The 25537-nt window shown below is 42.2% G+C and carries 26 protein-coding genes; 11 read left to right on the top strand and 15 right to left on the bottom strand.

Going from position 1 to position 25537, the window contains the following annotated elements; genetic code table 11:
• Positions 1-45 precede the first annotated feature (45 nt).
• Positions 46-1191, bottom strand: coding sequence for an acyl-CoA dehydrogenase family protein (locus tag IEV39_RS04145; RefSeq protein ID WP_005286359.1), 1146 nt, complete (start codon positions 1189-1191; stop codon positions 46-48).
• A gap of 247 nt (positions 1192-1438) precedes the next feature.
• Here IEV39_RS04145 and IEV39_RS04140 point away from each other — a divergent pair, with 247 nt between their 5' ends.
• Entirely contained in the window at positions 1439-2437 is a 999-nt protein-coding gene (locus IEV39_RS04140; RefSeq protein ID WP_005286361.1) for a glycosyl transferase family protein, read from the top strand.
• Positions 2438-2499: 62 nt separating this feature from the next.
• Here IEV39_RS04140 and IEV39_RS04135 read toward each other — a convergent pair whose 3' ends face one another.
• The 3 genes from IEV39_RS04135 to IEV39_RS04125 all read right to left on the bottom strand — a co-directional run bounded on the left by IEV39_RS04135 (position 2500) and on the right by IEV39_RS04125 (position 4275).
• Entirely contained in the window at positions 2500-3000 is a 501-nt protein-coding gene (locus IEV39_RS04135; protein WP_005286364.1) for a hypothetical protein, read from the bottom strand.
• Positions 3001-3097: 97 nt separating this feature from the next.
• Positions 3098-3370, bottom strand: a complete 273-nt coding sequence (locus tag IEV39_RS04130; RefSeq protein WP_005230905.1) for a YeaC family protein — start codon at positions 3368-3370, stop codon at positions 3098-3100.
• Positions 3367-4275, bottom strand: coding sequence for an NAD(+) kinase (locus IEV39_RS04125; RefSeq protein ID WP_032869750.1), 909 nt, complete (start codon positions 4273-4275; stop codon positions 3367-3369). The genes IEV39_RS04130 and IEV39_RS04125 overlap by 4 nt, the downstream gene beginning before the upstream one ends.
• Before the next feature lie 234 nt (positions 4276-4509).
• On the opposite strand from IEV39_RS04125, the gene mrcB reads away from it, so the two are divergent.
• Entirely contained in the window at positions 4510-6924 is a 2415-nt protein-coding gene (gene mrcB / locus IEV39_RS04120) for a penicillin-binding protein 1B (RefSeq protein WP_005230907.1), read from the top strand.
• A 21-nt stretch (positions 6925-6945) separates the two neighbouring features.
• The gene (locus IEV39_RS04115) at positions 6946-7491 is read left to right on the top strand and encodes a hypothetical protein (protein ID WP_005286369.1); all 546 of its coding nucleotides are present in this window, start codon (positions 6946-6948) and stop codon (positions 7489-7491) included.
• A 2-nt stretch (positions 7492-7493) separates the two neighbouring features.
• Here IEV39_RS04115 and IEV39_RS04110 read toward each other — a convergent pair whose 3' ends face one another.
• Positions 7494-8405: an NUDIX domain-containing protein gene (locus tag IEV39_RS04110; protein ID WP_005286373.1), complete on the bottom strand. Its 912-nt coding sequence runs from the start codon at positions 8403-8405 to the stop codon at positions 7494-7496.
• Positions 8406-8581: 176 nt separating this feature from the next.
• On the opposite strand from IEV39_RS04110, the gene hemP reads away from it, so the two are divergent.
• Positions 8582-8752 (top strand): hemin uptake protein HemP, encoded by a 171-nt coding sequence (gene hemP / locus IEV39_RS04105; protein WP_004661888.1) that lies wholly within the window; start codon positions 8582-8584, stop codon positions 8750-8752.
• Between the two features lie 86 nt (positions 8753-8838).
• On the opposite strand, the gene IEV39_RS04100 is transcribed toward hemP, so the two are convergent.
• The 5 genes from IEV39_RS04100 to tsaA form a co-directional block, all read right to left on the bottom strand.
• Positions 8839-10170, bottom strand: a complete 1332-nt coding sequence (locus tag IEV39_RS04100; protein ID WP_005286375.1) for a sensor histidine kinase — start codon at positions 10168-10170, stop codon at positions 8839-8841.
• Between the two features lies 1 nt (position 10171).
• The gene (locus IEV39_RS04095) at positions 10172-10834 is read right to left on the bottom strand and encodes a response regulator transcription factor (RefSeq protein WP_005286378.1); all 663 of its coding nucleotides are present in this window, start codon (positions 10832-10834) and stop codon (positions 10172-10174) included.
• 103 nt (positions 10835-10937) lie between these two features.
• On the bottom strand, positions 10938-11303 hold the full coding sequence (locus tag IEV39_RS04090; protein WP_005286380.1) for a NirD/YgiW/YdeI family stress tolerance protein: 366 nt from the start codon (positions 11301-11303) through the stop codon (positions 10938-10940).
• An 87-nt stretch (positions 11304-11390) separates the two neighbouring features.
• Positions 11391-13169 carry a type IV pilus assembly ATPase TfpB gene (gene tfpB / locus IEV39_RS04085; RefSeq protein ID WP_005286383.1) on the bottom strand — a complete coding sequence of 593 codons (1779 nt, stop codon included), beginning with the start codon at positions 13167-13169 and terminating at the stop codon, positions 11391-11393.
• Positions 13170-13216: 47 nt separating this feature from the next.
• Complete coding sequence (gene tsaA, locus IEV39_RS04080; RefSeq protein WP_171067895.1) at positions 13217-13930, bottom strand: tRNA (N6-threonylcarbamoyladenosine(37)-N6)-methyltransferase TrmO; 714 nt, start codon at positions 13928-13930, stop codon at positions 13217-13219.
• 118 nt (positions 13931-14048) lie between these two features.
• Here tsaA and IEV39_RS04075 point away from each other — a divergent pair, with 118 nt between their 5' ends.
• Positions 14049-14828 (top strand): ferredoxin--NADP reductase, encoded by a 780-nt coding sequence (locus IEV39_RS04075; RefSeq protein WP_004772583.1) that lies wholly within the window; start codon positions 14049-14051, stop codon positions 14826-14828.
• Between the two features lie 116 nt (positions 14829-14944).
• On the opposite strand, the gene IEV39_RS04070 is transcribed toward IEV39_RS04075, so the two are convergent.
• Positions 14945-15505, bottom strand: a complete 561-nt coding sequence (locus IEV39_RS04070; protein WP_005230921.1) for a TetR/AcrR family transcriptional regulator — start codon at positions 15503-15505, stop codon at positions 14945-14947.
• 448 nt (positions 15506-15953) lie between these two features.
• Between IEV39_RS04070 and IEV39_RS04065 the strand changes: the two genes are divergently transcribed.
• Positions 15954-16808 carry a heme oxygenase-like domain-containing protein gene (locus tag IEV39_RS04065; RefSeq protein ID WP_005286389.1) on the top strand — a complete coding sequence of 285 codons (855 nt, stop codon included), beginning with the start codon at positions 15954-15956 and terminating at the stop codon, positions 16806-16808.
• Between the two features lie 174 nt (positions 16809-16982).
• A complete protein-coding gene (locus tag IEV39_RS04060) occupies positions 16983-17438 on the top strand; it encodes a DUF441 domain-containing protein (RefSeq protein ID WP_005230925.1) in 456 nt (151 codons plus the stop codon).
• A gap of 77 nt (positions 17439-17515) precedes the next feature.
• Here IEV39_RS04060 and IEV39_RS04055 read toward each other — a convergent pair whose 3' ends face one another.
• A complete protein-coding gene (locus IEV39_RS04055) occupies positions 17516-18436 on the bottom strand; it encodes a LysR family transcriptional regulator (RefSeq protein ID WP_005230927.1) in 921 nt (306 codons plus the stop codon).
• 272 nt (positions 18437-18708) lie between these two features.
• Here IEV39_RS04055 and IEV39_RS18465 point away from each other — a divergent pair, with 272 nt between their 5' ends.
• Positions 18709-19602: a hypothetical protein gene (locus IEV39_RS18465; protein ID WP_005286393.1), complete on the top strand. Its 894-nt coding sequence runs from the start codon at positions 18709-18711 to the stop codon at positions 19600-19602.
• 121 nt (positions 19603-19723) lie between these two features.
• Positions 19724-20395, top strand: coding sequence for an epoxyqueuosine reductase QueH (locus IEV39_RS04040; protein WP_005286397.1), 672 nt, complete (start codon positions 19724-19726; stop codon positions 20393-20395).
• 52 nt (positions 20396-20447) lie between these two features.
• Here IEV39_RS04040 and IEV39_RS04035 read toward each other — a convergent pair whose 3' ends face one another.
• A complete protein-coding gene (locus IEV39_RS04035) occupies positions 20448-21239 on the bottom strand; it encodes a DUF4198 domain-containing protein (protein WP_005286399.1) in 792 nt (263 codons plus the stop codon).
• 262 nt (positions 21240-21501) lie between these two features.
• Between IEV39_RS04035 and IEV39_RS04030 the strand changes: the two genes are divergently transcribed.
• Both IEV39_RS04030 and IEV39_RS04025 read left to right on the top strand, forming a co-directional pair.
• Positions 21502-22410, top strand: a complete 909-nt coding sequence (locus IEV39_RS04030; RefSeq protein WP_005286402.1) for a nuclear transport factor 2 family protein — start codon at positions 21502-21504, stop codon at positions 22408-22410.
• A gap of 230 nt (positions 22411-22640) precedes the next feature.
• Positions 22641-23855 (top strand): MFS transporter, encoded by a 1215-nt coding sequence (locus IEV39_RS04025; protein WP_005286404.1) that lies wholly within the window; start codon positions 22641-22643, stop codon positions 23853-23855.
• Positions 23856-23876: 21 nt separating this feature from the next.
• Here IEV39_RS04025 and IEV39_RS04020 read toward each other — a convergent pair whose 3' ends face one another.
• Both IEV39_RS04020 and IEV39_RS04015 read right to left on the bottom strand, forming a co-directional pair.
• On the bottom strand, positions 23877-24485 hold the full coding sequence (locus IEV39_RS04020) for a DUF2238 domain-containing protein (RefSeq protein ID WP_032883261.1): 609 nt from the start codon (positions 24483-24485) through the stop codon (positions 23877-23879).
• Positions 24486-24578: 93 nt separating this feature from the next.
• Entirely contained in the window at positions 24579-25532 is a 954-nt protein-coding gene (locus tag IEV39_RS04015; protein ID WP_005286410.1) for a siderophore ABC transporter substrate-binding protein, read from the bottom strand.
• Positions 25533-25537: the final 5 nt, after the last annotated feature.

Here is a 25537-nt window from a genome sequence, read left to right as displayed (position 1 = left end):
AAACAGCCCGCTTTCAAGCAGGCTGTTTGATGAGATAAATGCGGATTAAGCTTTACCGATAATGCCACGCGCCACGATTTCTTTCATGATCTCGTTGGTTCCGCCATAAATACGCTGGATACGTGCATCAACGAAGAAACGTGAAATCGGGTATTCAGTCATATAACCATAACCACCAAATAACTGAAGCAAGTTATCTGCAACTTTCATTTGCATGTCAGTACTGAAGCTCTTCAATGCCGCAGCAGTTTCTACATCCAGTTTACCTTCGTTATATAGCTCAACATTTTGGTTATAGAAAGCAGCAGTTGCCAACTCATCAATCTTCGCTTGTGCCAAGACAAAACGGGTATTCTGGAATTGTGAAATTGCCTGCCCAAAGGCCTGACGCTCTTTGACATACGCCGTTGCCAAGTCAATTGCACCACGAATTGCGCCTAAAGCAGTAGCTGCAATCGCAGTACGTTCGCGTGGAAGCTCCTGCATCAAATAAGCAAATCCTTGCCCTGCCTGACCCAACAATTGATCTTTCGGTACTTTGACATTATCAAAGAATAACTCTGAAGTATCTTGTGAATGTAAACCGATTTTGTCGAGGTTGGTGCCCTTTTTAAAACCTTCCAGATGCGTATCCACCAGCATCAAAGACACACCTTTGGCACGTGCTTGAGGATCAGTTTTCACTGCAAGCACCACCAGATCTGCATGCTGACCATTTGAAATAAAGGTTTTCGAGCCATTTAGCACATAGTGGTCATCTTGCAAAATGGCACTGGTCCGCATTGCCTGTAAGTCTGAGCCTGCACCTGGTTCAGTCATGCCAATGGCACCAACCACTTCACCCGATACCATTTTTGGCAACCAGTACTGTTTTTGTTCTTCTGTTGCAATGTGCTGGATATAAGGCGCAGCGATTTCAGAGTGGCATGAAATTGCAGTTGATAATGCACAGTAGCCCGCACGCGCCGACTCTTCGACCAACATCAATGAATAATGGGTTGGCACACCATAACCGCCGTATTCTTCCGGGACATCGACACACAAGAATCCATTTTCGCCCAATGCCGTCCATACTGAACGTGGCATGATGCCTTCGCGTTCCCATTGGTCATAATGCGGTGCAATCTGCTCGCTCATAAAGCGCTTAAAGTTATCACGGAAGAGTTCCAAATCTGCATCGTAAGCTAACATCATTATTTCCTTTCGCTTTCTTTGTTCTTAAAAATTCGTTCGCAGTCATGCTAATAACTTTTAGATAGGATGTCATGTCCCGTTTACATCAAATCACTAGACTGATTCGGTCAATAATTTTGTTTGCATCTTGGTTCTTTAAACCACAGTTGCTTATTGATTAAACAGCTTGCTGGTTTTTTTATGCTACCGGACCCGATTTTATGTCATATTGATCTCATTCTCAGTGACAATCCTCAATACGGCCATGAACACAAAACGAAATATCTATAAAACTGCAGAACATCCATTTGCTCAATATGTTCGTATTTTGGGTAAAGGTAAAACCGGTTCACGTTCGCTGAGTTATGAAGAGGCCTATCAGGCTTTTAGCATGATCTTGCAAGATGAAGTACTGGATGTTCAGCTTGGCGCCTTCTTGATGTTGTTACGTGTTAAAGAGGAATCCGTTGATGAACTGGCGGGTTTTGTACAGGCTACTCGCGACCAACTCAAATTTCAGCCTCTTGAGGTCGATCTGGACTGGTCGTCTTATGCAGGCAAGCGTAAGCATTACCCATGGTTCTTGCTGGCAGCCCTAACGCTTGCACATCATGGTTATAAAATTGTGATGCATGGTGCAGCGGGTCATACCATTAACCGTGTTTATACTGAGCAGGTTTTGCAATACTTAGGCTATTCTATTTGCCAGAATCAACAGGATGTCCGTCAGCAACTTGAACAGCACAACTTTGCCTATCTGCCACTGGAAGCAATTTCACCAATTTTAAGTGACCTGATTTCACTACGAAATGTGATGGGCCTACGTTCTCCAATCCACACTTTGGCACGCCTGATTAATCCCTTTAATGCCAAAGCCACTTTACAGGCCATTTTCCACCCTGCTTATCGTAGTTCACATCAGCAGACTGCTTTCCGTCTAGGTTATCAAAACAGTGCCGTGATTAAAGGTGAAGGTGGTGAGTTTGAACGTAATCCTGATGCCAAAACCTTGATTTGCGGGATTAAAAATGGTGAGTTGTACGAATACGAACTTCCAAAATTGACACCAGACCGTAGTCCGATTGAAGAAGAACTAGATCTGGCTGTATTTAAAGCAGTCTGGCTGGGTGAGCAGACGCATGAATATGGTGAATTGGCAGTCGTTGAAACCATGGGAATCGCGTTGTATACCATGGGTGTAGTCAATAGCTATGATGAAGCGATGGATAAAGCCAAAACACTATGGGAAAAGCGTCTGAACTAAGTCAAAATGGCGATTTCAAGTAAAAGAAATCGCCATTCATTGAATAAAATATACAGACTATTTTATAAATTTTTCGATTCAAGGATTGAATCTCTCGTAATCACAATAGAATCAGCAATAACTTTACTTTTTTTGAAAAGCCCCCCAACAACAAGCCGGCACGAAAGATTATCTGTTAATAACCCCTCAATCTGCGTCTTCCTGAGGCAGGTATTCATGGATTCATCTTCACAGACTTTAAAAAAACCCGATGAAATATACATCCCATGTTCAACATGCTCTTCATCAATCGAAACAGATCCGATGACGACATAATCTTGTATTGGCGTGCATCTAAAATATGAATATTTATAGTTTCCCTGGACATAAAAATGGCGAAGGCTTCTTTCAGCCACCATATTAAATGTAAAAAGATCACCACTCATCCCGCTGATTTGAGAAGCCGTTAATTTGTCTAAATGAACATGTTGAACAATTTCATCATCTGCAACTATATATGGGGCACAGGCTGAAATGAATAAGCAAAGAAATAACGTTAAGTATTTTTTATTATTCATCGTCATACAATTAGAACCTTCCCATTAAAACTCAGAATCGATTAATCAATAGTATTATAAAAAATGCCCCGATCATCGGAGCATTCTAATCATTCCATTCATCTTAAACAAAACGAATCGGCTTAAATTCAGGTTCATTTTTGTGATGATCGTCATCACACTCTTCACCGTCTTTTTTAGTGCCACGGTCGATATAACCACTACGTTGTTCTTTTGGTAAATTTTCCATTTCCCAGGCATAAACGGCTTGCATACAGGTTTCACGCTGTTCTTTGGTGAGTGCAACGCCATTTGGCCATTTACCAATTTCAACAGCGGTACGAAGACGCTCAACAATTTCAGGATTTAAAATAGCGAGCATTTGTTCAATATTCATGAGTCATCCTGTTGAAAAGATTCAAAATCTTGATTCCACCCTAATTTGGTACGACATGCCATATAAAAGTCATAACCTGGTGGATGTAATAAGCTTAGTTTAAACGGATGTTTGCGGATATGCACCGTGTCACCTACATTTAATGCAACACTATGTTGACCATCGGCACTCACCATCGGCAGAACACGATTTTCACGGATGGTAATCTTGATTTCACTTTGTCCACCCACCACGATAGGACGTGATGACAAGGTGTGCGGATGCATCGGCACCAGTGCGATCGCATCCATACTTGGATGCAGAATCGGCCCTCCGCCTGAAAGTGCATACGCTGTTGAACCCGTTGGGGTTGAAACGATCAGACCATCACTGTGCTGACGATAAACATATTGCCCATCAATATTTAGTTCAAAATCGATCATATGTACCGATTTACCTGAGTGCAACACCACATCATTCAATGCAATCGCATCATAAATGGTTTCACCATTGGTACGTACTTCCATTTCCAGTAAGAAACGGCGGTCCAGCTGGAACTGGCCTTGTAATACCTGATCCAGTTTAAAGATGGCTTCGGCGGGCTTAATATCGGTTAAAAAGCCGAGTCTCCCCCGGTTAATGCCGAGCACAGGCGTACTATAACGTACCAAAGCACGTGCAGCATGGAGCAATGAACCATCACCGCCCACCACAATCACTAAATCAACGACTTCACCCAATAAGTTTCGGCTCACGGTCTGACCATGACTATAGGGGACAAGTTTTGCTGTTTCCTGATCAAAAACGGGGTTTAAGCCTAAATTGATCAAATGATCATGAATTAAACATAACGTTTCTACTACAGAATACTTGTCTGGTCGTCCAATGAGACCAATATTTCGAAAGGATTTATGTGAAATTTGCACGAATAATTCAGCTCCGTCGCGGTTATCGACTATCATATCATTAACAACCTATGTTGCGTTGATGATTGATTAAAAAGTATAAAAATGTCTATCCGTTGCTTTTTTATACCTTTAATGTCAACACATGCTTAAACTTTTTATTGCATGTTGCTATTTATTCACAGTTTTATGATTGCAAAATGACAATAAGCTATCGCATCATTACCGTCATTGTTTTGGTTTTAACGCAAATCTATGAAGTTTGAACGTGGTATTGGTTTTCTAGCACTCATTTTCTCAATGTTAGTGATAGGTGTCTTTGTTGCCTTTAGTATCTATCTGATCCGATTGGATAATATTATTCGTGACAAGTTTGAAGGTCAGCGTTGGGACATCCCTGCCAAGGTGTTTGCACGCCCATTGGAAATCTATGCCAATGCACCGATTACTCAGGATAATTTTACCCAAGAGTTAAAATTACTGGGATATAAGAATACGGCTAACTACGACAAGTCGGGTAGCTATGTGGTTCAGGGCAACCAGATGTATGTGCATACCCGTGGTTTCGACTACGGTGATAGTACCGAACCTGAACAGGTGCTGGAACTGGCCTTTGCCAATGGCGAAGTCAGTGAAGTGCGCTCTACCAAACCCTCAAATACAGGGATTGCTCGCTTAGAACCTTTATTGATCGGTGGTATCTATCCACAACATAATGAAGACCGCGTTCTCATTAAACTGAATAAAGTACCTAAAACCTTGATCGAAGCCTTGATCTCGACGGAAGATCGTAACTTCTATCACCATCATGGTCTTTCAATCCGTGGTACCGCACGTGCTGTCGTCAGTAATGTAACGGGTGGTCGTCGCCAAGGTGGTTCAACCTTAACCCAGCAGTTGGTCAAGAATTTTTATCTTTCACCGGAAAAGACGCTGAAACGTAAGGTCAATGAAGCCCTCATGGCGCTATTGATTGAATTACATTACAGCAAAGACGAGATTCTGGAAGCTTACTTAAATGAAGTGAACTTAGGTCAAAATGGTAGCTATTCGATTAATGGATATGGCTTGGCATCACAATTTTACTTCGGTCTACCATTGCGTGAACTGAATATTTCCCAACAGGCCTTTCTGGTTGGTCTGGTTCAAGGCCCTTCTTTGTATAATCCTTGGCGTAATCCTGAGTCGGCGAAAAAACGTCGTGATGTTGTCTTAAATAACATGAAAGTGATGGGTTATTTGACTGATGCAGAATATGAAGATGAAATTGCCCGTCCATTAAATGTGGTCAGCAAGCCAACTTTAGGCCCTGCAAAATTCCCTGATTTCCTGGATATTGTGCGTCGTCAACTTCGTACCGAATATCAGGAGAGTGATATTACCAATCAAGGACTGAGAATTTTCACAACCCTTGATCCAATCGCACAGACTCAGGTACAGAACGCATTTAAGAGTACCGTCAGCCGTTTAGCCAATGCCAACCCGGGCCGTTTAAGAAACCTGCAAGGTGCGGTACTGGTTGCCCATCCTGAAAATGGTGAACTGGTTGCAGCCGTAGGTTCAACTCAGGACTTTACTGGTTTTAACCGGGCGCTCGATGCCAAACGTCAAGTCGGTTCTTTGCTTAAACCGATCATTTACCTGAATGCAATCGAATCAGGCCGATACACATGGGCCAGCCCGATTGAAGACAGTGCGGTCAATATTCCAATTGATGGTGATAAGAGCTGGACCCCGAAAAACTATAGTGGTGGTGAGCATGGTGTTGTACCAATGCAACAAGCTCTAGCCAACTCATACAACTTATCCACTGTCCGTTTAGGCAATGAATTTGGTTTATCTGCGTTCAGCAATAAATTAAGACAGTTTGGTGTGACTTCAGATATTCCGGCCTACCCTTCGATCTATCTGGGCGCAGTGAATATGTCACCGATGGAAGTCTTGAGCATCTATAGCAACTTCGCCACAGGTGGCTTTAAATATCCGCCTCGCTCGATCCGTACGGTGGTGGATGCCAAAGGGCATTTGCTTGAGCGTTATGGCTTGAATGTACAACAGACCATTGACCCTGCCGCAGCCTATATTCTGAACTTTGGCTTACAACAAGTGATGCGTTCTGGTACTGGTCGCTCTGCCTATAACAGCTTACCTGAGTCATTAAATCTGGCGGGTAAATCTGGGACCACCAATGACACCCGAGATTCATGGTTTGCAGGTTATTCAGGCAATCATGTGGCAGTGGTGTGGTTAGGTCTGGATGATAACAAAGTCACTGGCTTAACCGGTTCATCTGGTGCATTACCAGTCTGGACCAATGTGATGAAACAGCTTCGTCAAGAGCCTGTTAATCTGCGTCAAACCGATAATGTGCAATGGCAATGGATTGATAGCGCCAGCGGTGATTTATCTGCACAAGGCTGTGATGGCGCAATGTATATTCCTTTAATGCGCCAAACTGTGCCACGTCGTGCCACGCTGTGTGGCCAGTCTCATTATGAAGTGGAACCGACCTATATTCCACAAACAGATGAAACACAGGGTGATCAGCAGGACGATAGCATTGGTAACTATATTCGTGAAAGTGAAAACCAGATGGATACAGACTTGTCCAATCGCAGCCCGGCACGTGTGATTTCCAGCGGTAGCTATAACGGTAACGGTGAGAACTAAGCCTCAAAAGGATAATTGAACATGATCAAGAAAACAGCAGTTATTATTGGAATGCTTATACTGGCGGGTTGTACCACGGCACCTGAAAAGGCGCCCACCAAGACCACGCCAACTCACCCACCGAAAAAGGAAAGCCAATCCTCTTCCGGAGTGAAAATCACGCCTTATGATCAAAAAGAGATTAAGCGTCAAAGCGTTCCTGTGGTTGTGCCGCAACAAAAGGTGCAGCAAAAGTTTAATGATGGTAGCCAACTGCCGGCATTTAAAACCTTGATGCAAAAAACCCAGGTCGCTTATAAACAGCAGCAACTGGCAGAGGCTGAACGTTATGCGCTTCAGGCACAACGTATCGCGCCACAGGCCACGGAAACCTATTTGTATCTGGCTATGATTGCCGATCAACGTAAAGAATATGCCAATGCAGAAGCATTGGCCCGCCGTGGCTTAAGTTATGCGCAAAGCAATGCCATGAAAAAGCAATTGTGGTTAATTATTCTGAAAGCCAGTGAAGCCCGCAATCATTCGGTGAAGGCTCAAGAAGCGCGTAGAGCCCTTCGGGCACTTTAATCCTAGTCAATTGCACTAAACTGACGAATCCCCGCAAGCCCATAAGCATGATGCTTTTGGGCTTGTTTTAATTCAGCAGGTGCAACCCCCCCTAAGGCAAAAACAGGAATATCACTGGTTCGGGCGAGTTCTTCAAAACCCTCCCAGCCCAATTCTTTCGCATCAGGATGCGTTTCAGTGGCCTGTACCGGACTTAATAACACCGCATCACAACCAATATGATGGGCATGTTGCAAAGAGACCGCATCATGACAAGCTGCGATAAAGCGCTTCCCAACGACCAAACCAGCTTTACTTAAACTCATCAATTGTGATTGCTTTAAATGAATGGTTGAGATTTTATCTCGCAATTCAGCATCCAGTTGCTGCCAGAGATCGACATTGATCATCAATTTCTGCAATTGCGCATCGCTCAAGCTTAAAAGCTGCGACTGGATCTGATTAATATCAGCAGCATCAGTACGCCAATATAAGAGCGCCTGTTGTTGCGGCAAGGCATTAATTTGATCACTGATCTTGATGAGATGAGGCCAGATCAAACGTTGTAAAATGGCATCATTGGCTTTTGGAAAATTTAACTCGGCCAGTTGCTCACGTTTGTACCAGCCCCACGGTTGATGAATCAGATCGAGCAATTCATCGGGCACATAGGCATGAAACAAATGCAGATTCACAATAATGTCGTCATATTCATGACGGATCACATCAAAAACATGCCAGTCCTTTAAACCGATGCCTACTTCTTCATAAATCTCACGGCGGCAAGCCTGCTCTGGTGTTTCACCGGCTTCAACTTTTCCACCAGGAAACTCATGTTTATTGCCCTGATGCTGGCTGGCCTGTCGCCAGCCGACCAATACTTTGGTTTTGTGTAATAAAATTGCGATTGCAACATCAACTGTAGCTTTGGTCATAACAGACTAAAATCTCTCATCTTTTATCCAGATTTTAAGGTGTTTAAACACGAATTCACATGACTAAAAACAAAATTAATCACTGATTTTGTAAATTGTTAAAATTTCCGTTGACAGGTCTATTCGATAATGATTATCATTTAAAACGTTAAAGAACACACCACGGAGCATAACAAATGAACGCACCATTCAACCTATTTACTCGTAGTACAGATGCAGCCCAATCATTGCCAATGTTGCATTCAAACAATCTTTTCGCCTTGGGACGCGAAATCCGCATTATGCATGCGGGTGAGGAATACCGTTTACGTCTAACGCGTAATAATCGCCTGATTTTAACGAAGTAATATAATAACAACCGCATAATAATAAACGTGGGAATAAGCAGTATGTCAGCGCATGCTGCTTTTTTTTATGTTGCTTATGAGAAAATTTATACAGGCAGCTGAATACTCACCTTGAGTCCGCCATAGCAGGATTGGGAAAACTTGATTTTGCCCTGATGCAATTCAACAATTTTTTTACAAATCGACAGACCTAAGCCAGAGCCCTGTGTTTTGGTACCTAAAGCGCGATAAAAACGTTCTCCCAATCGTTCTAGTATATCGTTGTCTAAGCCTTGCCCTTCATTTTCGATCACGAGTTCTATCACATCATGTTGCTGCTTCAAACTGATATAAATCTGTCCGTGCTCAAGGCTATAGCGGATCGCATTATCAATTATGTTGCGGATACAGGTAAATATCAGTTGTTGATTAGCATGCAACATCTTGGGCTGTGTTGAGACATCCAGCTGTATTTGAATCTGCTTTTCCTGCACAAATAATGCCAAGGCTTGCATTGCCTCTTGTATTACCGTATTTAGGTCAAACTGAGTTTTCGGCAGATTATTGGCATGCTCAGGATCGAGACGCGCCAACAGCAGTAAATTTTCCAGCGTTTGAATGCCGCGATTGACATCTTGCTGCATCTGGACAAAATCACCCGCCCGTTCAGGATACTTACGTTGTAACAACTGCAATCGAAGCTGAATTGCAGACAAAGGCGAACGCAATTCATGGGAGGCATCCGCAGTAAAACGCTGTTCTGCATGCAAGGATTCTTCGAGGCGCTGTAACAGGCGATTGAGCTGACCCAGCATGGGCTGTAACTCTTTCAGCTCTACCTCTCCAGTTGATAGCGGGCTTAAATCATCTGCATTCTTTGCTGAGATTTCTGAAGATAACTGATGCATTACTTTAAATTGTCGTTTAATCAGGAAATGCAACAAGATCCATTGCATCAGCCATACCAGCAGCAAGATCAAGCTATAACCTGCGAAATGATTCAGCGAATCTTTAAAACGTTCTCCTAGGGGTTGTAGAAGCAATACCTGCATAGGCGCATGCTCATCTTCGCCCGCATAACTCCGCCATAACTGTCCTTTTTGCCAAATCAGGCCAAAGTTACCCTGCCTGGCTGTAATCAAGCTGTAATGCTGTGGATCAAGCTGAAAATCTGTGGATTGGGTCAACACCTGCTGCGAATTGCGCAACTGGTATTGGATATCAAATTCATCACTCAGTTCATCAATCTGCTGTCCTGAGGGTTGGGTTAAGTCGGTTATCTGCAACATATCTGAAATCTCGTCCATGATCTCATCTTGCATCTGCATGGTTTGATACACCGAAATTACCGCGAATAAAAGTAAGGCCACACATCCAGCAATGATTGAACTGATTAATGAAGTTTTAACCAGTCTGGTTTGTAATGACACGACTTTCATCCTATTCCCCCTGATGCATGCGATAGCCTAGACCGCGAATGGTCTTGATATATTGCCCGCCAATCTTTTTACGAATCTGATAGATAAACACCTCGATGGCATTACTTTCAATTTCATCACCCCATGCATACAGGGATTCTTCCAGTTGTTCCCGTGTCACAATATGTTCAGGTTGCTGCATTAGCTTATATAGAATCTGAAACTCTTTGGCAGTCAGATTCACCGCTTTCCCCTCCTGAATCAGGGTTTTGGCTTGGGGATCAAGTTGTAAATCGGCAAAATAAAGATATTGACCTGCTTGGGCTTGATGCTGACGCAATTGGGAACGAACCCGGGCAGATAACTCTTCCAGATTAAATGGCTTGACCAAATAGTCATTCGCCCCTAGATCCAGTCCCTCGACCCGATCATGGATGTGGTCTTTGGCGGTAATAAAAATCACCGGGGTTTTGCTATTTTGCCGGCGAATGCTTTTCAGAATTTCATCTCCTGACGCTTGCGGTAAGCCCCGATCCAGCAGAATACAGTGGTATTGATGCTGTTCGGCTGCCAGAATCGCATGATCGCCACGTTCCACCCAGTCAACGCTATAACCATCCATTTCCAGCCAAGCCTTGATACTTTCTGCCTGCGAGGCATCATCTTCAGCCAATAAAATTCGCATAAAACAGCCCACTGTATTGATCTTTCACATGATCTTAAAATAAATCATTAACAAAAAACCACATGATGATCATGTGGTTTTTTTTATATTGATGGCTCAATATTTAGAATTGAACCTGATCGACATCTACTTCAACACGTTTCGCTGGTTTATAGTCGATGTCGATTTCACCAATTAAGGTTACCGGTGTTTTTGCTGATATCGGCTTACCTTGCCATAAATCATCATCAATATCGACCGTCATAGAACCGGTCTGGTCGCTAAACTGATATTTCTCATCACCTGTGGATTTGACCACATAACCTTTCAATCTGACTGGGGTATCATCTTTCAAGGTCAAAGCCTGTTTGACTGTGGTGATTTGAGTCGGCGCCAATGCTTGCTGATTTACGGCAGTGGTATTGGCTACAGCAAAAGTAGTTGCGCCAACCAAGCCAGCAACAACTGCACATTTAGATAATACATTCATCTTGTTTCCCCTCATTGTGGTTTCATCATTTCGATGCAGTCATTAAAACAAACCAAGATGAGGTGAATCTGAAGATGATGCTGTAGCTTAATTTAATGGTACCACGCGCAATACTTCTTCCAAGGTGGTCACGCCCTCAATCACTTTACGCGCACCCGCAATCCGCAAGGGCTCAACGCCTTCTTTTTTGGCTTGTGCTTTTAAATCATTGAGTGTGCCATGCGCACTAATCAGTGACTTGAGCTCCAGACTAACCGGCATAAATTCGTAAATCCCGACTCGGCCCTTATAGCCGGTATGTCGACAAGCTTCACATCCCACAGCTTTATACATGCTGGTCGGCATGTCCATCATATAATCAAAGGTCAGATGTTCCCACTCTTGCTCATTAATTGGCGTTTCCTGTTTACAATGCGGACAAAGGCGACGAACCAGACGTTGGGCCAGAACACCGAGAATTGTGGCAGCCGTGAGGAATGGCTGCACGCCTAGATCATGTAAACGCGTCAAACTGGACGGTGCATCATTGGTATGTAAAGTAGATAATACCAGATGCCCTGTTAATGCAGCCTGAATCGCCATATTTGCGGTGTCATGGTCTCGGATCTCACCGACCATGATAATGTCAGGATCTTGACGCATTAAGGCACGTACGCCATCTGCAAAGCCTAATTCAATGTTTGGATTGACCTGCATCTGGTTAAAACTCGGCTCCAGCATTTCAATCGGGTCTTCAATGGTACAGACATTGACCTGTTCGGTCGCCAGCTGCTTTAAAGATGAATATAGCGTGGTGGTTTTACCCGAACCTGTTGGTCCTGTGACCAGAATAATACCGTGACTGTGCTGCGTCAGCTGCTGCCAGCTCTGCAATAAATGGCCTTCAAAACCCAGTTGCTGGAAACTCCGCACCAATACTTCCGGGTCGAAAATACGCATCACCAGTTTTTCACCAAAAGCGGTCGGCAAAGTCGAAAGACGTAATTCGGTTTCCTGTCCTTTCGGGGTACGGGTTTTTAAGCGTCCATCCTGCGGTTTACGCTTTTCCGCCACATTCATGCGGCCAAGAATCTTGATACGGGAAATTACCGCGGTCAGTGTATTGGCAGGCATGTTATAGATGGTATGCAGCACTCCATCGATACGGAAACGTACCTTACCTTTGTCTTTACGTGGTTCCAGATGAATATCGCTGGCACCTTGCTCAAACGCAAATTGCAGCACCCAGTCCACCAGTTTGACAATATGCTGGTCATTGGCATCAGGATTCTGGGTATCGCCTAACTGTAATAAAGCCTCAACGCCTTTATTCTCCCTATCATAGATACTGGCATTTTGTGAGGAACTGACTGCTCGGCTAACCTGATAGTACTCAACAATATAACGTTGTAACTGTTCAGGATTGAGCAAAACTTTTTCAATCTTTTTAGGTGCCAGACTCCGTTCCAGATTGTTCAACCATTCGCTGATAAAGGGTTGGTCGGTGCCAATCAGAATCCGGTCTGCGTGTACTTCTACCGCCAAAATATGATTTCTGGCGGCAAATTCTTGTGACATGACGCTGGTTAACGCCGCAACATCGGCTTTAAGCGGATCGATGATAAATAAGGGAAGATCGGCTTTTTCAGCCAGCCATTGACACAAACGATTCAACGATAAGGTACTACCTGCATTCAGCTGGTCTTTGAGGCTGAAATTGGCAATCCACTGCAAAGGATGCCATTTCAACTGATCCTTTTGCCGATGTGTGGTCTGTACCAGCAGTTTGTCCCGTTCCGTGATACGGCCATCCTGCACCAATTGTTCCAGACACCAGGTCACATCGATCGTAAAAGAAAAGTTTGCGAATTTTGCCTGAGCTTGCATCACCGTTGATTCCCCAAATTTTTAACGAAATTTATATTTTTAAAGTTTTAACTTTGTTCCACTGCAACAATGGTGACGTCCTGTTCACCCACCGTAAAACGTACATTCAACATGGCAAAGCGCATTCCATACACGCGTTCAGCATCATGCTGATAGGCAGGTCGAGGATCTAAAGATAACACTTGTTCAAGTTCATCGAATATCTTTTTATGCAAAATCCCCTGCTTTAATAACTGCTGTTGTTGCTGTTGTGCATTTTCCGACCAAACCACCGTTTTACGCTGTGGCTGCTCTTGGGCATAACCACTGACCGCCTCAGTCACCGCATCTGAATATTGAATATACGGCTTGATATCTAAAATCGGGGTACCATCCAGCAAATCACTGCCCGTGACATAGACCCGTACCGCTTTGCCATGCTTTTCAACGCGTAAAAACTGTACCACCGATAAACCAATCGGAGATGGGCGATACATGCTTCGGGTCGCAAAAACCCCTATTTTCTGGTTGCCTCCGAGCCTAGGCGGTCGTACTTGTGCACGAAATTTAGGCATTTGATTCAAGGCGTTATCTGAATTTTTATTCTCATGAAACTGCCATAGCAGCCATAAGTGGCTAAAATCTTCAATGCCTTCAAATGCCAGAATATCGCTATAAGCCGCCGTCATCTCTATATATGACTCGACCTGCACCAGATTTGGCTGGCGCGGGATACCGAATTTCTCACGATAAGGCGAACACATATGACCAATGATTGGCATCACTACTGAACTGTTCATCACTTTTTCTTATAAACACAATTAAATATATTCAGTTTATCGAGAATGATTTTAGATTAGAATAGCGATCTGTTTCTTTTAACTGTGATCGAGACCTTTAATGGCTGCTTTTAACGTTGAACGCATTACTCATGTTCACCACTGGAATGACACACTTTTCAGTTTTAAAACTACACGCGACGTCAGCTTACGTTTTAAAAATGGTCAGTTTGTAATGATCGGCCTTGAAGTGAATGGTAAGCCTTTAATGCGAGCTTATTCGATCGCCAGTGCGAATTATGAAGAAGAACTTGAATTCTTCTCTATTAAAGTACAAGACGGTCCATTAACTTCTATTTTACAAAAAGTACAAGTGGGCGACGAAATCCTGATTTCTAAAAAGCCTACAGGCACTTTGGTACACGACGATTTACTGCCAGGTAAAAATTTATATCTGTTATCTTCTGGTACTGGCCTTGCTCCATTCCTTTCTTTGCTTCGTGACCCGGAAACTTACGAGAAGTTTGAAAAAGTGATTATGGTGCATGGTACACGTTATGTGTCTGAACTTGCCTACCAAGATTTAATCTTGAATGAACTTCCAAATCATGAATTCTTTGAAGAGTTAGGCATCAAAGACAAGTTGATCTACTACCCGACTGTGACACGTGAACCGTTCCACACTCAAGGTCGTGTAACTACGGCAATTGAGACTGGCGAACTGTTTGAAAAAATTGGTTTACCACGTTTTAACCGTGAAACTGACCGTGCCATGCTCTGTGGTAGCCCGGCGTTCCTGAAAGACGTCGCTGCGTTGCTCGATCAACACGGTTTGGTTGAATCACCACGTATGGGCGTAATGGGTGATTATGTAATTGAACGCGCATTCGTCGAAAAATAATATTGCCCTATAAAAAGAACCGAGGATAAATCCTCGGTTTTTTATTTTAAGTTTTATAAAAATGTAATTTTATTTATCTAAAGGTTATTATTTAGCATAACTACAATAATAAGTTATTATGCTGCATCTAAATGGATTAATCGCTCGATATAATACCAGCACTCTTCGATCTGGGCATGATCTTTATTTACTTTTGCATACGAGGTCATCCCGTCCAGAATATTAATATACATCGCTGTTAATACATGAGGCTGATAAACCTGTGCCTTTACAAACAAGTCTTCTACCAATGCCATTAACCACTCACGATATTCCATGATTGGACGAATAATGGAAGGATACTGTTGTAAAATTTCTAATGAAGCTTTTTGAAACATACAGCCATGAAAATCATCTGAATTAAACCAGCCGAGATGCCAAAAATAGACGGCTTTAATTTTACCTAAATAATCATCTGCTGCTTTCAGGCTAATTTCGTTTTCGATAGACGCCTGGATACTTTTATTCCTTCGCGACAGACACTCTTCAATCAGGTTCTCTTTAGAAGGAAAGTATTTGTAGAACGTCATTTTGGCAACGCCCGACTCACTGATAATTCGATCCACACCCACAGAGCTGTAGTTATGACGGTTAAAAAGGTCTAGAGCCGTTACAATGATATCTTCTTTTTTTGACATTTTATTATCCTTTTAGAATTCTATCAAAAAACTTAACATATTATTAAGACATAGTTTACATGCTGGAAATTTCTGGCCACTATGTATATTTATCTTATTTTAAGAGCAGTATAGAAAAGTCATACTTTCTTTATTGTTCCTGTTATAGGGTATGAAAAAAACGGCTGCTACACAAGATGATTTGTAAAAAAATCTTTCTATTTTTTAAATAAAAAAATATACCGTGAATTACTTCACCTTTTATTTACAGTTAAGTTAAATAATAAGCTTTCTTGCGATTTTTTAGCCGCTTTAATAAATTGATTTCACAAAAAAATAATTTTATATTTAAATCATCCAATAAAAAGATGTTTGGCTGAAACAATAGTTATATTCATAATCAGCCAAAGAAAATCTAACTAAATAATTGGAAAAGCAATAATATTATTAATTCATCGAGTACAAGACTATGCCAAAAAAATTTGAAAACTTTAACAACCCGAGACAGAAAGCTATTGAAGGCATGAAAAATAGTATTTCTGCGGATCTATGGAACAAGAACCTGGATTTTCTGAACAAACTAAGAGCAGAAATTTCAAATCATCCTGTTTCAAGACATCCTGCCATTCAACTTTTAAATGACGGTGTAATTGACAAAGAAACGTTAAAACATATTCATCTTGAATATCGCCATGCCATTGTTCAGGTATTTACCGATGCCTTATTGATGGCTCAATTCCAGACCAAACAGTTAGAACCACGTTTATTGTCCGGTTCCAAAATGTTCCCGCGCTTTTTATTGAACCTGAATATTCTGGACGAATTTGGTTTCCGCCCTGGTCTGGATCAGGAAGGTTATTATTCCGGCAACCCGGAATATGCACATTATCCATTATTTGAAGATGTGCTCAATGACTTTGATTTGAGCCAGTCTGAGCGTAATGACTATCAACCTTCGCTGATTGCACAACGGGTACGTCATTATCTGGAAAATTCGTTTAACAGCTATCAGGCAGTTTCAGCTTTGCTCGCCGTTGCAGAAGAAGAAGTGATTTTATTCAGTCCTGCGCTACGTCAGGCCACCAAGGCGGTCGGTTTCGATGTGGATAGTGGTTATTACTATGTCCATGGTGTTTCACATGATGCGACTGCCGAAGCGGCTGATGACGACCATGAAGATGATTTATGGTTTGTACTGGCACAGGCCTGCGTTGAATCTGAATACGTTTCAATCCGTCAAATCTGTCTTGAATACTGTGATTTATGGGAACAGTTCTGGGATGAACAAATTGCTTACTACGGAACCTTCAAAAAACTGGCCTAACTTTCTCAGGAAAAGCCATTTCTAATTTTGGAAATGGCTTCCTTTATTTTTAATAATTTTCAAATACTTACCAACTTAAACTTGTATCTACAGATGAGAAAAAAGCGCTTTTTAAAATAAATCTCGATAAATTACGATATAATTCAACTTTATTTCCCTTCCCCATGCCCTGCGATGTTCTCTCAATTCGATATCAATTTAGTGGTGCTGCTGGTCTTATTAGGTTGCGGTATCTTTAGTCAAAACACGGCCGTCACTGTAGCAGCAGCGTGTCTGATCCTGGTCAAACTGACTCCTTTAAACCAGTTTTTTCCTTATATTCAGAGCCATGGACTGAATATTGGCATCATTATTCTTACTATTGGCGTACTTGCACCGATTGCCAGTGGCAAGATCAGCGGAGAAAGCATCCTTAAATCATTTATCAGTATCAAATCTCTGGCGGCAATTGCCGTTGGCCTGCTGGTGGCATGGCTGGGTGGACGAGGCGTTAAGTTAATGAGTAATCAACCTGATGTGGTTGCCGGCCTTCTGATCGGTACAGTAGCAGGTGTCGCCTTATTAAGAGGCGTTCCGGTTGGCCCACTGATTGCGGCAGGGATTTTGTCACTACTGATCGGGAAATCTTAACGCGTATTTCATCTGCATAATCACCTCATAAAAATAAAGGTAGCGCATGGCTACCTTTATCATAAAAAGACCTTGAATTAATTTTCATAATACACGGCACGCATCTTGGAAAACTTTTCCAGTTGCTTAATAAAGCCTTCAAAATAGTTCTTCTCTTTATCCTCGACCCGATAACCCGCATACAGTGTACGTCTCAGACCTTCCGGAGCGACACAATCCAGACGGCGACTGACCACCCAGCCTTTTTGCTCATATTCATTGACCACCCAATCTGGCAATGCCGCAATGCCGCGTCCACTTGCCACCAGCTGGATCAGCATTTGGGTCAGATCTGTAGTGCGGATGTGCTTCGGATAGACATTGGCTGGAATAAACAGATGTGCCATGATATCCAGGCGATGCTTATCAACCGGATATGTAATCAGGGTTTCTTCTGCCAGATCCTGCACGCTCACCTGCTCGGCACGTGCCAAAGGATGCGTGCTAGAAAGAACCAAGCGTGATTCATATTTGAAAATTGGGAAATACTCAATTCCCTTCAATGCAATCGGATCTGCCGTGATCAATAGATCAAACTCGGCATTTTGCAACAGCTCGTGAGGATTCGACTCAAAACCCGCGGCAAAGTCCAAATCTACATCCGGATACTGATGACGATACTGATTCAATAACGGCATCAACCAGTCAAAACAACTGTGACATTCTGAAGAGAAGATAATCCGTCCTGTCTGGCCGTGCACGATACGGGTAATATCGGTCTGTGCGATCTGAACTTGCGGCAATACATCATCTGCCAGTTTAAGCAGACGTTCCCCAACATTGGAGAAACTGACAGGGCGACTACGACGATTCACCACTTCTACCCCATACCAATGATCAAGTTCTTTTAACTGGTGAGAAATTGCAGACGGCGTCAGGCATAGATCGGTCGCGGCAGCCACCAGTGAGCCATGTTCTCTTAGCGCAAGTAATGTTTTTAAATGACGGAGTTCTAGCACAACAAAAACCAAAATTGAATTTATTTCATCTTAACACAAAATTAATTAGCAAGTCTCAACACCTATTGTTTAAAGTATACAATTCATTAATCAAGAATCACTCGAGTAGTAAGCACAAAGCCAAACACAGAGTATCACTTAATAATAAATTATATAATTTCAGAATAAATATTTTTTTAATGTAAGTATCCTCCCAATTAAGTCAAATTCTATATTGTGTAATCATTACTAATCTCTTAAACTCAGGTATTTATTTTAATAGGGAATACTTTGTGTCTAACTCTGAAATATTTACAGTCGACACCGAATACGAAATTTATTATACGAATAAAAACTTTATACCTATTGATGAAATAATATCCAGCTTAAAAGCTTTGGAAAGTAATATACATCATACCTCCAAGTTTATTGAAAAAGCTTACCCTGATTTTAAAGTTTTAGATTCTGAAATTTTTATTGAAAACTTACAGAGTGGAAGTCTAAACCTTAAATTAATCATAAGAAAATCTTTACATGCAGCGAAAGCAAATGCTAAAAAAATCACCCATATAGCGCCGTCAAAGGAAACAATAAAAGATATTGTTAAACAAGCAACGATTGCTTTAATTGTGGAAGGTACAAAATTAGCTACTGCTAGCCCCCAAGTTCCTGTTACAAATCAAAATATTACGATAAATAATAACATTACCAACATTCAATCAATGAACTTATCTGAAAGTGACTATAATTCTATAATAAGTAAAATTTCTCAAAAAACATTAGCAGAGAATGCTATTAATATTACTAAACCAGCAAAACTTGAAGATGATGCCCAAATTAAGTTTAACCATAAAGATAAAGAGGAAGTTGTTTTTGACCGAAAAGTTCTAGATCCTATGCCTTCAACTTATACTCCACCTGTACAAGAGGAACGGGAAACTTTTCATCAAGATATTAAATTATCAATTTATGCTTCTGATAAGGATAGAAGAGAAAATGGATGGGCTGGATCTATCCATTCTCTAAACCATAATCGTGTAACACTAAAGCTTAATAATAGTGTTAAACCTGAACAATTGCATGGGCGCACAGAAGTTATAGCTAGTGTATTAGTACATGAGAAATTTAATTCATTGAAAAAGAAATATGAAATTTCATACATTGAAATTTTAGGATTTAAATCTTAGTTAAATATAATTAATGTTTTCTCAATATGAAATAATTTCATTTTCATGTGAAATTATTTCATATTTTTTTTGAATAATTACTTCATAATTCACTATAAAATTTTACTCAATATTTTTATCTATGTTAAAACTTCAACGCCAAAAACTGAGCTTACCCGAAGGACATGACAAGTTACTGCTGCACTCATGCTGCGCACCATGTTCCGGTGAAGTTATGGAAACCCTGATTGAATCAGGAATTGACTTTTCGATCTTTTTTTATAATCCGAATATCCATCCGGTGAAGGAATACCTCATTCGTAAGGAAGAAAATATTCGCTTTGCCGAAAAACACAATATTCCGTTTATCGATTGCGATTATGATACCGATAACTGGTTTGCGCGCGCTAAAGGCATGGAAAATGAACCTGAAAAAGGTATTCGTTGCACCATGTGCTTTGATATGCGTTTTGAACGGACTGCCCTTTATGCCTATGAACACGGTTTCAGCCTGATCAGCAGTTCGCTGGGGATTTCGCGCTGGAAAAACATGCAGCAAATTAATGACTGTGGTCTACGTGCTGCCGCGCATTATCCAGACATTCAATATTGGGATTATAACTGGCGCAAACATGGCGGTGCAGTGCGTATGCTGGAAATCAGCAAACGTGAAGAGTTCTATCAACAGGAATATTGCGGCTGCGTCTATTCACTCAGAGATACTAACCGCTGGCGTATGAGCAATGGCCGTGACCGGATTCAACTGGGTGTGAAATTTTATAGTAAAGCCATGGATGATGAATCTAGTCAATAACAATGCAGTCGAAATAAAAAGGCTAATTCTAGTGAATTAGCCTTTTGACATTTTAATGTACAGCTACACTGATAATGCTGTAGAACTGATTGCCTGGCTTTTGTTTCATATCCACCGTTTCGCTGACTTCAATCAAGTATTCCGCCGCTTTTGGAAATAACAGTTCAGCACTGCCATCCGCCGCTGTTTTCAAGCTGATTCCTTGCTTATCGGTTGCACCTTTAGCACGAATCACCACTTCAGCATTGGCTAAAGCTTTATTGGCTTTCGATACTTTAATTTTTACCGCCTGATTGGCTTTTAATTCATTTGGATGGGTGAAAAACTCCACCTGAATCGGGGCTGTGCTTGCCTGAACGGGTGTATGTTTCTCCTTACTGACATAAGTCAATAATGTCCATTCGCGCGTGATTTCAACTGGCTTGATATTCTTGCTGTTTAGATCGGCAGGAATCACAAAATCGCGCTCAGCTTTTGCAGGCGCTTTATCGGCCGGCATATCAAAAAACATCTTCCATTGTTTTTGATCTTGCACGTATTTCAATGGATATGAAGCCTTGGTTTGCACCAGATAAGTCCCTGCTTCAGGCAGTTTCAAATCAAATACGGTCGCTGAGTCCAGTTTAGTATTCGCTTGAATGGTGGTTTTGGTATTGTTCGGCAGCGTGATCTCGAATTTTGCATCTTTCAAGGCATATTCACTGTTTAAGGCCTCTTCTGCATAACCGGAAATAATCGCGACCTGAGTCTGCTCGGTCTGATAAGCAATCGGCGCCACATAGGGTTCATGTGCAGCGCTATAGCCAGAAACAAGTAGCAATGAACTGATTAATAATTTTTTCACTTTTCCACCCCGAAAGTTGTCATTTAAAATGCATGACCTGCAGTATACACAAATGTAAATAATTATCATTAATATTATTATGATCATCTATTAATTTCACACCATGTGCTGGCTATTTATATTGCAATACCTCCATTTTTTACGGTTTCAGTAGCACCGTCACCGGTTACCAAGTCTTTACAAAATATGTCGTGATTGTTCAGAAGCCAGTGAAGCTTAACCCTATGCTTATTATTCGAGTTCTAACGATGGATTCATAATAATGAAGAAACTTTTTATTTTAACTGCCCTTCTGCTTCCTTTAGCCCTCAGCGCCTGTAATGACGATTCAAAGTCCGAGCAGGATTCGCAACAAAACAGCAGTGAGGCCCAAACACAGCAAACCGAACATAATAGAACACAAGTAATCACCTATTTTGAAGGTGTATTTAAAGATAAAAAAGTCAAGGAATTTTCTGACCGTTACCTCGCTGAAAACTATATTCAACACAATCCATTTTTACCCGACGGCAAACAGCCATTTATTGACTTCTTTGAGAAACGCTTTGCGGACAACCCTGATGCCCAGTACAACATTGTCCGTAGCCTAGCTGAAAATGATCTGGTACTTTTACAGGTCAAGGGTAAACTGAATACCGATGCGGCCACCAATGCGGGCTTTGACCTGTTTCGAGTTGAAAATGGCATTATCGTAGAACATTGGGATGTCAATCAATCTGTACCCGAAAACGAACGCACCACAACCAATCCGGAAGTAATGTTTGATGGAGCCAATAAAACAAATTTATCACCTGCCGAAACAGCAGCCAATAAAGAATTAGTGACTGCTTTTGTCAAAGGTGTGTTTGAGCAACACAAGGTCAGAGAGTTTTCCGACCGTTATCTTGCCGATCATTACATCCAGCACAATCCATGGATTGGAGATGGCAAAGCGCCTTTTGTTTCATTCTTTGAACAATTGTTTAAAGATGATCCATCTGCTGAATATGAAGTTAAACGCGTTATTGCTGATGGTAATTTGGTTGCTGTTCATCTACGCAGTCAACAAAGTGGCCAACCTGAAAATGCAGGTTTTGATATTTTCCGGGTCGAAAATGGCAAGATCGTTGAACACTGGGATGCAAATCAATCGGTTCCAGAAAACAGCGCCAATAGTAATACCATGTTCTAAGTTTCACCCGTGCCGCAACGCGATAACTCAGGATAAAGCTCATTTTCACAATGGGCTTTATTTACCTGTAATTCCTCTATATCGCTACAATAGCTACCTTATTCATGCCGCACCTAGCTTTTATGCCGCGCCTCCCTAATTTTATTTGAAAATTCCACTTTTCTCTCTATCGGTTTTGACAGAGGTATGAAAAAATAATCCCTGCTCCAGATATTATTTTTTAGAGACTCATGACCTCTCCAAGTTCTCCCACACCCATAACATCCCACTACTCCTTATTTCTGGTGATTTTCTCACTCGCCGTCGGTAGTTTCTGTATTGGAACAACTGAATTTGTGGCGATGGGACTAATTCAGGAAATCGCCACGGACTTAAATGTCAGTGTCCCGCATGCAGGCTATTTTATTAGTGCTTATGCATTGGGCGTGATGGTCGGCGCACCGATTATTGCTATCCTCGGCGCTAAAGTTCCACGTAAGACCTTATTGCTGGGCCTGATGCTGTTTTATGGTCTGGCCAATGCAGCGACAGCGTTTGCCACAACGCCAGAAACCATGTTGCTGTCCCGCTTTATTGCCGGTTTTCCGCACGGGGCTTACTTTGGTGTAGCGGCACTGGTTGCAGCTGAACTGGCAGGCAAACAACGCCGTGCCACGGCGATTGCCCAAGTGATGATGGGCTTAACCATTGCCAATGTGATTGGAGTACCCATTGCCACATGGCTCGGTCAGCAATTTGGCTGGAAAGCAGGATTTGAATTTTCTGCCGTGATCGCCTTTATTACCCTGATTGGCGTTGGCTTATTTGTTCCGAATATTCCATTGCAAAAAACCGCCAGTATCAAGGGTGAACTGGCAGGTTTAAAGAATATCAATATGTGGCTGACCCTTGCCGTGGGTGCCATTGGCTTTGGGGGCATGTTCTCGGTATATAGCTATGTTTCTCCGATTCTCACCGAATATACCCATGCCAATATCAGTGTCGTGCCGATTGCTTTAGCGATTTGGGGCATCGGTATGGTCATCGGTGGTCTGGTGGCTGGCTGGCTGGCCGATAAAAACCTGTTTAAAACCATTATCGGGATTCTGATCAGCTCGGCCCTCGCCTTTGTAGCGGCTAGCTTTATGATGTCTAGTCTGTATACCGCGATTGCAGCCTTATTCCTGATTGGTTTTACCGTGATTGGTCTCGGTGGTGCCTTACAGACCCATCTCATGGACATTGCGGGTGACGCACAAACGCTGGCAGCTTCCCTCAACCATTCGGCATTTAATCTCGCCAATGCTCTGGGTGCTTTTTTGGGTGGATGGGTTCTGAGTCATGATATGGGCTGGTTAGCACCGATCTGGGTCGGCTTTGTCTTAAGTCTGGGTGGTTTAGCCATTTTATTGATTGCCTTGGCTTATGCCCGCTATTCACAGAACAATGAATCTGCTGTGTCTTAACAGCAGATTCCGCTATTGATATTAATGCATTAATTTCACAATCTGTCGATCATGCCATTTTGATAAGAATAACAAGGCCGTGATCGACCCGATCAGGGCAAAAAACATATCCGATTGTGTATCCCACTCATCCCCTTGAGTTCCAAGGAATTCTTCTGCGCTCTGTCCCAATAATAATGCTGCTGCCCATTCAATCAGCTCATAACTGGCACTGATTGCCAGTACAATACAGATCACAATAAAGCTCAGCATCTTAGCTTTAGCTAAAATATGCTTCCGAATCAGGATTTCACGCGCAACCATAGCAGGTACAAAGCCCTGCATAAAATGCCCGATCTTGTCATAAGGATTGCGGTCCAGCCCTAACCATTGTGCAATTTCAAAACCCAACGGTACACGCGCATAGCTGTACGCCCCACCAACAATCAATACAATGGCATGCAAGAAAACAAGCCCATATAACAACGGACTGAGTGGAAAAGCTTTATGTGTCGCATACAATATCGGTATCACAATCAATACCGGTGTGACTTCAAGCCACCATGTGGTCTGGTCAAAAGGCTGAATCCCAGAAATGACCAATAAAGAGACTAAAATCGCCGTGCCCAAATACAGTAAAGAAATACGCATCATCTTATAAGGTCGTGTTTATTTCCCTTTATCATATAAAAAACCCGAAGCGAGCGCTTCGGGTTTGTTGTTATCACGCTGACAGACTGGATTTTACTTCACCGCATCGGCAACTTCTTTCAGCATGGCTTTCATGCCATCCAGACCATTATTCATCAAATACCAGTTACTCGAATCCAGATAAACTATGTTGCCGTTTTTAGCCGCTTTAGTCTGGTTAATGATCTGGTTATTTAACACCTGTTTTGCACCTTGCTGATTTTCAGTAATGGCTGCACCACGGTCAATCACAAACAGGTAATCAGGATTTTTCTGGGCAATAAACTCATGTGACACCGCCATACCATGCAATCCCACCTTGATTGAAGGATCTGCTGGGGTAAAACCATAGAGGTCATGAATATTGCCAAAGCGCGAACCTGGGCCATAGGCCGCAATCTTGCTGTTATTGACCAAAATCACCAATGCCGTTTTACCTTTGGTCTTGGCTTTTAAGGCCACAATATCTTTTTCCAGCGTTTGTAATTGCTGCTCCGCTTCTGGCTTCTTGCCTACCATTTCAGCGATATTCAAAGTTTGCTGTTTAAACGAATTGAACTGATCATTGTAATCCACATCAACAAAGTAGGTCGGTGCAATCTGCTTGATCTGACCGACCAGATTTTCCATGCGACCACTTATCAGAATCAGTTCAGGCTGACTGGCTGCAATTTTTTCCAGATTTGGTTCTTTCACGGTCCCTACATCCAAATATTTACCTTCACTGAAATTTTGCAACACTTTCGGTAACGGCGTTCCTTTTGGCAAGGCCACCACTTTGTCGTCTGCGCCCAAGGCATGAATGGTATTGAGGGCGCTGGTATCCAGTACAGCAATACGGGACACATTCGCAGGAATGCTAATCTGACCGGCCTTACTGTTAAAACTTAAGGTATCCTGTGTAGCTGCAGTATGACTGTCCTGATTTGCCGAAGGTGTACTGGAATTACCACATGCAGCCAAGGCTACACTTAACATCATGACTGGCAATGTTTTTTTGAAAAGCATAACAA

Source organism: Acinetobacter courvalinii (assembly GCF_014635545.1).
GTDB classification, from domain to species: domain Bacteria; phylum Pseudomonadota; class Gammaproteobacteria; order Pseudomonadales; family Moraxellaceae; genus Acinetobacter; species Acinetobacter courvalinii.
The sequence above is the reverse complement of the archived record's forward strand: the minus strand, read 5'-3'. Positions and strand labels throughout refer to the sequence as shown.